Annotated in this window: 2 protein-coding genes; both read left to right on the plus strand. The window is 76.1% G+C overall.

Annotation, left to right across the window (positions count from 1 at the left end; genetic code table 11):
• Nucleotides 1-75 precede the first annotated feature (75 nt).
• Complete coding sequence (locus AB0D01_RS00890; protein ID WP_363052726.1) at nucleotides 76-5328, plus strand: amino acid adenylation domain-containing protein; 5253 nt, start codon at nucleotides 76-78, stop codon at nucleotides 5326-5328.
• Nucleotides 5325-11873, plus strand: a complete 6549-nt coding sequence (locus tag AB0D01_RS00895; protein ID WP_363052728.1) for an amino acid adenylation domain-containing protein — start codon at nucleotides 5325-5327, stop codon at nucleotides 11871-11873. Before AB0D01_RS00890 ends, AB0D01_RS00895 begins: the two co-directional genes overlap by 4 nt.
• Nucleotides 11874-11876: the final 3 nt, after the last annotated feature.

Consider the following 11876-nt stretch of genomic DNA (forward strand, 5'->3'; position numbering starts at 1 on the left):
GACGTTCGGGCGATCCCGGGCCCCAGGGCCCCGGGACGCGGCCGACGCCACCACGATCCCGATGAAGGAGAGAACGTGAACGACCGTACGCAGTCGGGATCCGCCCCCGGCCGTCTGCTGCTGCCCGCCCTGTTCAGGGCCCAGGCCGCCCGCAGCCCCGAGGCGCCGGCCGTGCTCGCCGCCGACGGCGCGGGCCTGACCTACGCCGCCCTGGAGCGGCTCGCCGTCCGGCACGCCGCGGCGCTGCGCGCGGCCGGGGTGGCCCCGGGCGACTTCGTCGGGGTGTGCCTGCCGCGCGGTCCCGAGCTGGTGGCCGCGCTGCTCGGCGTCTGGTTCGCGGGCGGGGCCTACGTACCGCTCGACCCGACCTATCCGCGGGCCCGGCTCGCCCTGGTCCTGGAGGACTCCGGCGCGCGGGTCGTGCTCACCGGCCCCGGCGCCGCCGACCGCCTGCCCGGCTCGGTGACCCCGCTGGACGTCACCACCCCGGACGGCACCGCCGCGGTCACCGCCGAGGACGCCGCCGCCTTCCCCGTGGCGCCCGACCCGGCCCGACCCGCGTACATCCTGCACACCTCCGGCTCCACCGGCCGCCCCAAGGGCGTCGTCGTGCCCCACGCCGGCATCGCCAACCGGGTCCGTTGGCTGGCCCACCGTCACAAGCTGGGCCCCGCCGACCGGTTCCTCCTCAAGACCACCATCGGCTTCGACGCCGCCGGCCTGGAACTGTTCTCGCCGCTGATCAGCGGGGGAGCGGTGGCCATCGCCCCGCAGGACGCCGAACGCGACCCCGCCGCCCTGCTGCGCGCCGTCGCCGACCACGGCGTCACCGTCCTCCAGGGCGTCCCCTCCGTCTACCGGCGGCTCGTCGAGCAGTCCGGCCGGGAGAGCGCCGAGGCCCTCCGGCTGATCTTCAGCGCCGGTGAGCCGCTGCACGCCGAACTCTGCCGCGCCCTGGCCGAACTCGCGCCGCGCGCCGAGATCTGGAACACGTACGGGCCCACCGAGGCCTCCGTCGACATCACCGAGCACCGCTGGGACCCGGCGCAGGAGACCGGCGCCGTCCCCATCGGCCGCCCCATCGCCCACATGCGGACCCTCGTCCTCGACCCGGCCGGCCGGCCCGTGCCCGTCGGCGTCCCCGGCGAACTGCACGCCGGCGGGGTCGGTCTGGCCCTCGGCTACCAGGGCCGTCCCGACCAGACCGCCGAGCGCTTCGTGCCCGACCCCTACGGTCCGCCCGGCGAGCGGCTCTACCGCACCGGCGACCGGGTCCGCTGGCTGGCCGACGGCACCCTGGAGTACCTCGGCCGCCTCGACCACCAGGTCAAGGTCAACGGCGTCCGCATCGAGACCGGCGAGGTCGAGGCCGCGCTCGCCGCCCACCCGTGGGTGCGCGCGGCCGTCGCCGCCGCCGTTCCCGACGGCTCCGGCGGACACCGTCTCGTCGCCTGGGTCCAGTCCCGCGGCGAACACCTGCGCCCCGAGGAGCTGCGCACCTTCCTGCGCCGGTCCCTGCCCGACCCGCTGATCCCGTCCGTGTACGTGCCCGTCGCCGAGTTCCCGCTCACCGCGAACGGCAAGATCGACCGTTCGGCGCTGCCCGACCCGGTCGCCGCGGCCGCCGCCGCCGAGAGCGCGCACGTCCCCGTGCGCACCGCCGCGGAGCGGGTCGTCGCCGAACAGTGGGCCGCCCTCCTCGACATCCCCGCCGCGCGGATCGGCGCCGGCAACGACTTCTTCCAGCTCGGCGGGGCCTCCCTGCTCCTGAGCCGGCTCGCCCAGGCCCTGACCGAGGCCTCCGGCGTCCGGGTGCCGCTGCGGGCGCTGTTCACCGCCACCACCGTCGAGGCCCAGGCCGCGCTGCTCGCCGAGTACCCCGGCGCGCCCGGCGCGCAGGGTACGGACGGCCCGGGGGAGAGCGCCGCCGAGGCCGGCGTGCGACCGGTGCCGCGCACCGCCGAGGGCCTGCCGCTGTCGCCCGGCCAGCAGGGCCTGTGGCTGATGGACCGGATGCGGCCCGGCAGCGCCGAGTGGAACGCGCCGGTCTTCATCACCCTGCCCCCCGGCTACGCCGACGAGACCGTCGCCGCGGCCCTGACCGCCCTCGCCGAGCGCCACGAGATCCTGCGCACCCGCTACGCCCTGCGCGGCACCGAGCCCGTCCAGATCGCCGACGCCGACGCCCGCGTCGAACTGCGCACCACCCGCGCACGGACCGCCGCCGCGCGCAACGCCCTCATCGAGGACGAGTTCGGCCGCCCCTTCGACCTGGAGAACGGTCCCGTCTGGCGGGCCCTGAGCGTGCGCGGCGACGACAGCCTGCACCTGGTGCTGTCCATCCACCACATCGCCTGCGACGGCTGGTCCTCGGTGGTCCTGGAACGCGACCTGCTCGCCCTCGCCGAGGCCGCGCACCGCGGCACGCGCGCCGAACTGCCCGCGCTGCCCGTCCAGTACGCCGACCACGCCGTCCACCAGCGCCGCCGACTGGCGGGTTCCGCCGCGGCCGAGGAGAGCGCCCACTGGAAGGAGGCCCTCGACGGGATCCTGCCGGTCGACCTGCCCGCCGACCGGCCCCGCCCGGCCGTCCGCGACGGCGTCGGCGCCGCCCACGTCTTCACCGTCCCCGCCCCCCTCGCCGAACGGGCCGCCGCCCTCGGCCGCGGCCACGGAGCCACCCTCCAGCAGACGCTGCTGACCGTGTTCTCCACCCTCGTGGCCCGCCTCACCGGCCAGTGGGACGTGCCCGTCGGCGTGCCCGTCGCCGGCCGCGAACGGCCCGAGGTCGCCGACGTCGTCGGCTTCTTCCTCAACACGCTCGTCATGCGCTGCGACGCCCCGGCCGACGCCCCCTTCACCGAGGCCCTGGTCCGCGTCCGGGACACCGCGCGCGGCGCCTTCGCCCACCAGGACCTGCCCTTCGACCGGCTCGTCGCCGAACTGGACGAGGCCCGCGACCCGGCCCGCACCCCGCTCTACCAGGTCATGTTCGACCTGCACGAGGAGGGCCGCACCGGCACCGCCACCGCCGAGGGCGACATCGAGGCCTTCCGGGGCGCCTGGCGCAGCGCCCGCACCGACCTCACGTTCGTCCTCCAGCGGCAGGGCGACGGCTCGCTCCTCGGCCTCGTCGAGTACGCCACCTCCCTCTTCGACCCCGCCACCGTCGAACGGTTCGCGGACGGCTGGGTCCGGCTGCTGGAGTCCTTCGTCGACGCGCCGGGCACCCGCCTCGACCGGGCGTCGATGCTGCCCGACGCCCTGCGCCGAGAACTCCTCGCGCTCGGCCCCGGCGCCCCCGAGCCCGGCGCGTCCGGCGCGTCCGACGACACCGTGCACACCGCGGTCGAGGCCGTCGCCCGTACCTCCCCGGACGAGATCGCCGTCGTCTGCGGAGCGGAGCGGTGGACCTACGGCCGCCTGGAGCGCCGCGCCGAGGCCTTCGCCCGGCGGATGCGGGAGCTGGGCGCGGGCCCGGAGACCACCGTCGCCGTCCTGCTCGGCCGCACCCCCGACCTGATCGCCGCCTACCTCGGCGTCTGGAAGACCGGCGCCGCCTACGTGCCGCTCGACCCGGCGGCCCCCGACGAGCGGCTCGGCTACGTCCTCGACGACTCCCGCGCCGGGCTGCTCGTCTCCGACCTGGCCGGCGCCGCCCGGCTGCGCGGCCGGCACGACGGCCCCTGGCTCGCCGCGGACACCGACGAGCGACTGGCCGCCTTCGACGCCGGGCACGACGTCCCGGGCGCCGGGCACGACGCGGGGAACCGGGTCACGGACGCCCCCACGGGCGGCGCGGCGCTCGTCGCCGCACCCGGTGCCACCGCCCTCGCCGCGTGCAGCGACCCGGCCCTGACCGCCGACGGCCTCGCCGCCCGGTCCGCGGCCGACACCGGCCCGGCCGGGGAGCGTCCCCGCGAGCGGGCCGACTCCGCCCGCCTCGCCTACATCATGTACACCTCCGGCTCCACCGGCCGCCCCAAGGGCGTCGCCGTCGAACACCGCACCCTGCTCGCCATGCTGCGCGCCTCGCAGGCCCACCTCGACTTCGGTCAGGGCCCCGACGACGCCTGGCTGGCCCTCGCCCAGCCCACCTTCGACATCTCCTGCACCGAACTGTTCATGCCGCTCGTCGCGGGCGGCCGGGTCGTCCTGGCCCGGGAGCAGGACCTCGCCGACCACGCCGCGCAACTGCGGCTCATCGAGGAGCACGGCGTCAGCCACCTCCAGGTCGCCCCGCCGCACTGGCAGATGCTCATCGACGCGGGCCTGGGCCGGCGCCCCCTCGTCGGCCAGACCGGGGGAGAGCCCTGCCCGCCCGCCCTGGCCCGCGAGCTGTCCCGCCGCCTGCTGCGCTTCGTCAACGAGTACGGACTCACCGAGACCACCATCGCCGCCACCCGCTGGGACGCCGACGACGACGCCACGTCCGTCCCCGTCGGCCGCGCCTACCCGCACGTGACCGCCCGCGTCCTCGACGCGTACCTGGAGCCCGTCCCGTACGGGGTCACCGGCGAGCTGTGCATCGGCGGCGAGGGACTGGCCCGCGGCTACCAGGGCCGCCCCGACCTGACGGCCGCCACCTTCGTGCCCGACCCGTACGGGGCGCCCGGCTCCCGCCTCTACCGCTCCGGCGACCGCGCCCGGATGCTGCCCGACGGCACCCTGGAGTTCGCCGGCCGCGCCGACGGCCAGGCCAAGATCCGCGGCCGCCGGGTGGAGACCGGAGAGGTGCAGGGCGTCCTCGCCGAACACCCCGGCGTCGCGCAGTGCGCCGTCGTCGTCCACGGCAGCGGCTCCACCGCCGCGCTCATCGGTTACTGGGTCCCGCGCGACGACAACCCGCCCGGCGACGCGGCCCTGCTCGACCACTGCGCCCGCCGCCTGCCGGACTACATGGTCCCCGCGCTGCTGGTGCCGGTCCCCGAGATCCCGCTCACCCGCCACAACAAGGTGGACACCAAGGCGCTGCCCGCCCCCGACCTGACCGCGGCCCTCGCCGACGAGCCCCACATCGCCCCCGAGGGGCCGGTCGAGGAGATCGTCGCCGAGATCTGGGCCGAGGTCCTCGCCGGGGAGGACGGCACCACCCGCCGGATCGGCGCCCGCCAGGGCTTCTTCCGGATCGGCGGCAACTCCGTCCTCGCCGCCCGGGTCATCGCCCGCCTCCAGGAGGAGTTCGACGTCGAGCTGCCGCTGCGCGCCGTCTTCGAACACCCCACCGTCGCCGGCCTCGCCGCCGCCGTCGAAGAGGCCGTACGCATCGAGATCGAAACCCTCGACCACGCCGAACTCGCCATCGCCCACAGGGAGTACCAGCCGTGACCGCACCCACCGCACCCACGCAGGAAGAGCTGCGGGCGGAACTGCTGCGCAGACGGCTCGCCGGCCGCGCGGGCCGCGGCGCGGGCCGCGCCCCCGCCCGTACCGGCATCCCGCGCGTCGACCGCACGACCCCGCCGGCGCTCTCCGCCGGCCAGCGCCAGCTGTGGTTCCTGCACCAGCTCGACCCGGACAGCCCCGAGTACCTGCTGCCGCTCGCGTACCGGCTGCGCGGGGACCTCGACGAGCGCGCCCTGCGCCGCTCCTTCGACGCCCTCGCCGCCCGCCACGAGATCCTGCGCACCCGCTACGTCCTCGACGGCGACGAGCCCCGCCAGCTCATCGACCCGGCCGGCCCCGTCGACTACGCGGTCGCCGAGGTCACCGGGGTCGCCGAGGCCGACCGCGACGCCGCCGCCACCGCCTTCGCCCAGGCCCGCGCCGGCGAGGTGTTCGACCTGGCGACCCAGGCACCGCTGCGCGTGCGCCTGCTGCGCCTGGCCGCCGACGACCACGTCCTGGTCGTCGTCATGCACCACATCGCCTGCGACGCCCTGACCCGGCCGCTGCTCCTCGCCGACCTGGCCGCCTGCTACCGGGCCGCCGGCGCCGTCAGCGGCCCGCTGGAAGGCGTCCTGCCCGAGCCCCCCGTCCAGTACGCCGACTACGCGGCCTGGCTCAACGCCCGCCAGAGCGGCCCCGCCGCCGAGGCGGCCCTCGACTGGTGGCGCGGCCGGCTCGCCGGAGTCGAACCGCTCGGCCTGCCCACCGACCGCCCGCGCCCCTCGGTGCGCGGCTGGGGCGGCGCCGTCGCCGAGTTCGACGTGCCCGCCGCCGACGCCGTGCGGCTGCGCTCCCTCGCCGAACGCGAGGGCGCCACCCTCTTCATGGTCCTGCTCAGCGCCTACCAGGCACTGCTGGGCCGCTACACCGGCAAGCAGGACGTCGCCGTCGGCACCGCCGTCTCCGGACGCACCCGCCCCGAGCTGCGCCAGATGGCCGGCTACGCCTACAACAGCCTCGTCCTGCGCGGCCGTTGGCAGGGCGACCCGGGCTTCCGGGAACTGCTCGCCGGCAACCGCGCCGGCGTCCTGGACGCCTTCGACCACCAGGACACCCCCTTCGACCGGATCGCCGACGAGCTCGAACCCCAGCGCGACCTGTCGACCACCCCGCTCTTCCAGGTGATGTTCGACCTGGCCTCCGGCCAGGGCTCCGACACCCCAGACCTGCCCGGCCTCACCGTCGGCCCGGTCGCCGCCCAGGGCCGCATCGCCCGCTTCGACCTCACCATGCACCTCGCGGAGCGCCCCGACGGCTCCCTGCACGGAGCCCTGGAGTACGCCACCGACCTGTTCGAGGCCACCACCGCCGAGCGGATCACCGGCCACTACGCGGCCCTGCTCACGGCCGTCGCCGACGCCCCGGACGCCCCGCTGTCCACCCTGGACTTCCTCGGCGACGCCGAACGCGCCCTGCTGCTCGACGGCCCCGCCGAACCGGTCGGCGCCCCCGTGGACGCCACCGCCCTGCGGCCCGTCTTCGAGACCATCGCCGAACGCGTCGCCGAGACCCCGGACGCCGTCGCCGTCCGGCACGCCGACGGCGACCTCACCTACGCCGCGCTCGACGCCCGCGCCGACCGCTTCGCACGCCGCCTGCTCCAGCTCGGCGTCCGCCCCGACGAGACCGTCGGCGTCCTCCTCGACCGCGGCCCCGACCTCGTCGCCGCCCTCCTCGGCATCTGGCGCGCCGCCGCCGCCTACGTGCCGATCGACCCGGGCTACCCCGACGAGCGCATCGCGTTCATGCTCGGCGACACCGGCACCCGCCTCGTCGTCACCCAGGCCCGGCACGCCGACCGTTTCGAGGACGCCGAACTCGTCGTCGTCGACGACCCGGCCGAGCGGACCGCCCTGGCCACCGCCGAAGCCGAACTCCCCATCGCCTCCGACCTCGACCGGCTCGCCTACGTCATCTACACCTCCGGCTCCACCGGCCGCCCCAAGGGCGTCCTCATCGGCCACCGGGGCCTGGCCAACTACCTCACCTGGACCGTCGGCGCGTACGCCTCGGCCGGCACCGGCGGCGCCCCGCTGTTCTCCTCCGTCGCCTTCGACCTCGGCGTGCCCGACCTGTACGCCCCGCTGATGACGGGGCAGGCCGTCCACCTCCTGCCGCAGGACTTCGACACCGCCGACCTCGGCACCCTGCTCGCCGCGGGGGGACCGTACGCCTTCATCAAGCTCACCCCCGGCCACCTCGACCTGCTCTCCCAGCAGCTCACCGACGAGCAGGCCCGCGACCTGGCCGGACTGGTCATCGCCGCCGGCGACTCCTTCACCCACCGCCTCGCCGAGCGCTGGGCGGCCGCGGCCGGCCCCGACGGGACCCGCCTGGCCGCCGAATACGGCCCCACCGAGATCACCGTCGGCAACTCGGCCCACTTCCTCACCGCCGACGGCACCTGCGACGGCCCCGTCACCACCGAACTCGTCTCCATCGGCCGGGCCATCCCGAACACCACCATGTACGTCCTCGACGAGCGACTGCGCCCGCTGCCCCTCGGGGTCCCCGGCGAGGTGTGGATCGGCGGCACCGGCCTGGCCCGCGGCTACGCCGGGCGCCCCGACCTGACCGCCGAACGCTTCCTGCCCGACCCCTACGGCGCCCCCGGCGCCCGGATCTACCGCACCGGCGACCTCGCCCGGGTGCTGCCCGACGGCACCCTGGACTTCGTCGCCCGCATCGACCACCAGGTCAAACTGCGCGGCTACCGCATCGAACTCGGCGAGATCGAGTCCGCCCTCACCGCGCTGCCCGCCGTCGAGGAGGCCGTCGCCCTCGTCCGCGAGGACACCCCGGGAGACAAGCAGCTCGTCGCCTACGTCGTCCCCGCGCCCGGCGCCGCCGAGGGCGCGCTCGCCCCCGCCGCCCTGCGCGACGCGCTCGGCGAGGCCCTGCCCGCCTACATGGTCCCCTCCGCCTACCTCGCCCTCGACGCCCTCCCGCTCACCGCCAACGGCAAGCTCGACCGCCGCGCCCTGCCCGCCCCCGGCCGCGAGGCCACCACCGTCGGCGAACACGTCGAGGCCCGCGACGACGCCGAGGCCTCCATCGCCGCCGTGTGGGCGAAGGTCCTCGGCCTGGAGACGGTCGGCGTCCACGACAACTACTTCGACCTCGGCGGGGACTCCATCCGCGCCGTCACCCTCGTCGGCGCGCTGCGCGAGGCCGGCTGGGAGACCACCGTCCGCGACGTCTTCGAACACCGCACCGTCGCCCGGCTCCGCGAGGCCCTCGCCGACCAGGTCGGCGACGGCGCCGCCGAGCGCACCGACGGACCCGTCGCCCCCTTCGCCCTCATCTGCGAGGAGGACCGCGCCGGCCTGCCCGCCGACGTCACCGACGCCTACCCGGTCTCCCGCATCCAGGCGGGCATGCTCGTCGAGATGCACGGCCGCAGCGGCGAGAACCGCTACCACAACATCACCTCCTTCCGGATCCGCGACGAACTCCCCTTCGACCCCGCCGCCTTCCAGCGGGCCGCCGACCTGATCGTCGAGCGCCACGAGGTCATGCGGACCTCGTTCGCCCTCTCCGGCCACAGCGAGCCCCTCCAACTGGTCCACGCCGTCGACACCGTGTCGATGCCCTGCCTCTTCGAGGACCTGCGACACCTGCCGCGCGAGGACCGCGAGGGAGCCCTGTGGTCCTTCGCCGACCGCGACCGCGAGGACCTCTTCGACCTGGCCGTCGCCCCCCTCATGCGGATGGCCGTCCACCTCGTCGACGACGAGAGCTGGTGGCTGTCCATCACCGAATGCCACCCCGTCATCGAGGGCTGGAGCTACCACTCCCAGCTCATGGAGCTGCTCCGCGCCTACCGGGCGATCCGCACCGGCGGCGAACCCGACCCGGCCCCGCCGGTCCCGGCCGTCCGCTACGCCGACTTCATCGCCGGCGAGCTGCGCTCCCTGGAGTCCTCCGAGGACCGCGACTACTGGCGCGAACTGGTCGACGGGCACGAGAAGTTCACCATCCCGACCGGCTGGGCCGGCGACGGCTCCGCCGCCGACGAGCGCTACCGCATGGACATCGGGCTCGGCGAGATCGAGCCCGGCCTGCGCGCCCTCGCCTCGGCCGCGCAGGTCCCGTACAAGAGCGTCCTGCACGCGGCGCACAGCAAGGTCCTGTCGCTGCTCACCCGCTCCGGGGCCTTCCGCGGCGGCATGGTCGCCGACGCCCGCCCCGAGGAGGCCGGCGCCGAACGCGTCTCCGGCATGTACCTCAACTCGGTGCCCTTCCCCTACCGCAAGGGCGCCGCGACCTGGGGCGAACTGGCCCAGGAGGTCTTCGCCCGCGAGGTCGAACTGTGGCCGCACCGCCGCTACCCGATGCCCGCCATGCGCGCGAGCGGCGGCGAGAGCCACCTCATCGACGTGCTCTTCCACTACCTGGACTTCCACCAGGTCGACGTGGAGCTCATCGACATCATGGCCAGCCGCGACGACAGCCCCAACGAGTTCCCGCTCGTCGTCGGCACCCCGGTGCGCGGGCACCTCTCCCTCGCCTCCCGCACCCGGACCCTCGCCAAGCCCCACGCCGAACGCCTCGCCGCCCTCTACAAGGCCGTGCTCACCGACATGGCCCGCACCGGGGCCGACGGCGACGCCACCACCGGATTCCCCACCGCCCAGGAGCACTACCGCCTCACCGCCCCCGCCCTGCCCCACCCCGACACCCCCGTCGACACGCTCGCCGGCTTCGAGGCACAGGCCGCCCGCACCCCCTGGGCCACCGCCCTGACCGGCGAGGGCACCGGAGCCTCCGGCACCTCGTACGCCGCGCTCGACGCGCGGGCCAACCGGATCGCCCGCCGGCTGCGCGCCCTCGGCGCCGGCCCCGAGACCCGGATCGCCGTCCTCCTCGACCGCGGACCCGAACTCGTCGCCGCCCTGCTCGGCGTGTGGAAGGCCGGCGCCGCCCAGGTGCCCGTCGACCCCTGCACCCCGACCGCCCGCCTCGCCGCCCTCGGCTTCGAGCTGGCGCTCACGCAGGACGCGTACGCCGACCGCTTCGCCGGACACACCCCGCCCGGGCGCGTCCTCGCCGTCGAGACGATCGGCGACGAGGGCGACGAGGGCCACGAGAGCCCCCCGGTCCCGGCCCCGGACCCCGACCGGCTCGCGTACGTCCTGCACACCTCCGGCTCCACCGGCACCCCCAAGGGCGTCGAGATCACCCACCGCTCCCTGGCCCACTACCTCGACTGGGCGGTGCGCGCCTACGCCGAGGCCGGCTCCGGCGGCGCCCCCTGGTTCACCTCCGTCGGCTTCGACCTGGGCATGCCCGCCCTGTACGCGCCGCTGCTGACGGGACAGCCCGTCCGGCTGCTCCCGCAGGACTGGCAGCCGCAGGAGCTCGGACCGCTGCTGATGGCCGGCGCCCCGTACGCCTTCGTCGGCCTCACCCCCGGCCACCTGCGACTCCTGGAGGCCCAGCTCGACGACGGCGAACTCGGCGGCCTCGCCGGCATCGCCGTCTGCGCCGGCGACTCCTACCCCACCGCGCAGGCCGAACGGGTCACCGCCCGCATCGCCGCCGGCGGCGGCCGGATGCTCCTCGGCGCCGAGTACGGACCCACCGAGGCCACCGTCGCCGCCACCTTCGGGCACGTACGGCCCAACTCCCGACGCACCCTCGTGCCGCTCGGCTCGAACCTGCCCGGAGTCCTCCTGCGCATCCTCGACGACCGGCTGCGCCCGGTACCGGACGGGATCACCGGCGAGCTGTGGCTCGGCGGCGAGGGCCTGGCCCGCGGCTACGCCGGGGCGCCCGCCCTGACCGCCGCCGCGTTCCTGCCCGACCCGTACGGCCTGCCCGGCACCCGCCTCTACCGCACCGGCGACCTCGCCCGGATGCTGCCCGGCGGCGTCCTGGAGTTCACCGGCCGCGCCGACGAACAGGTCAAGGTCCGCGGCCACCGGGTCGAACCCGGCGAGGCGGAGGCGGCGCTCACCGCCGACCCGGCCGTCCGCGAGGCGCTCGTCACGCCCGTGGACGCGGCCGACGGCGGCAAGCGGCTCGCCGCCTGGGTGGTGCCCGCCGACGGATGCTCCGTCGAGGTGCCGGCCCTGCGCGAACGACTGCGTGCCGTACTGCCCGCCGCGGCCATCCCCGCCGCCGTCACCGTCGTCGCCCACCTGCCGCTCACCGCGAACGGCAAGCGCGACAAGGCCGCCCTCGCCTCCCGCGAGGCGACCGCGACCCCGCTCCCGTACACCGCCCCGCGCACCGACCTGGAGAAGGTGCTCGCCGAGGTCTGGGCCGAGGTCCTCGGCCTCGAACAGGTCGGCGTCCACGACGACTTCCGCGACCTCGGCGGCGACTCGCTGCTGGTGGCCCCGCTGCTCGTCACCGCCCGCCGGCACGGCCTGACCCTCGACCTCGCCACCGCCCTGCGCAACCACACCGTGGCCCGGACCGCCGCGGCGATCGAAGCCACCGCGCCCCGAGCCGGCGCAGACCACCCCGAGAAGGGCTGACCC

The sequence above is a fragment of the Streptomyces sp. NPDC048606 genome (genome assembly GCF_040650855.1).
Classification (GTDB): Bacteria; Actinomycetota; Actinomycetes; order Streptomycetales; family Streptomycetaceae; genus Streptomyces.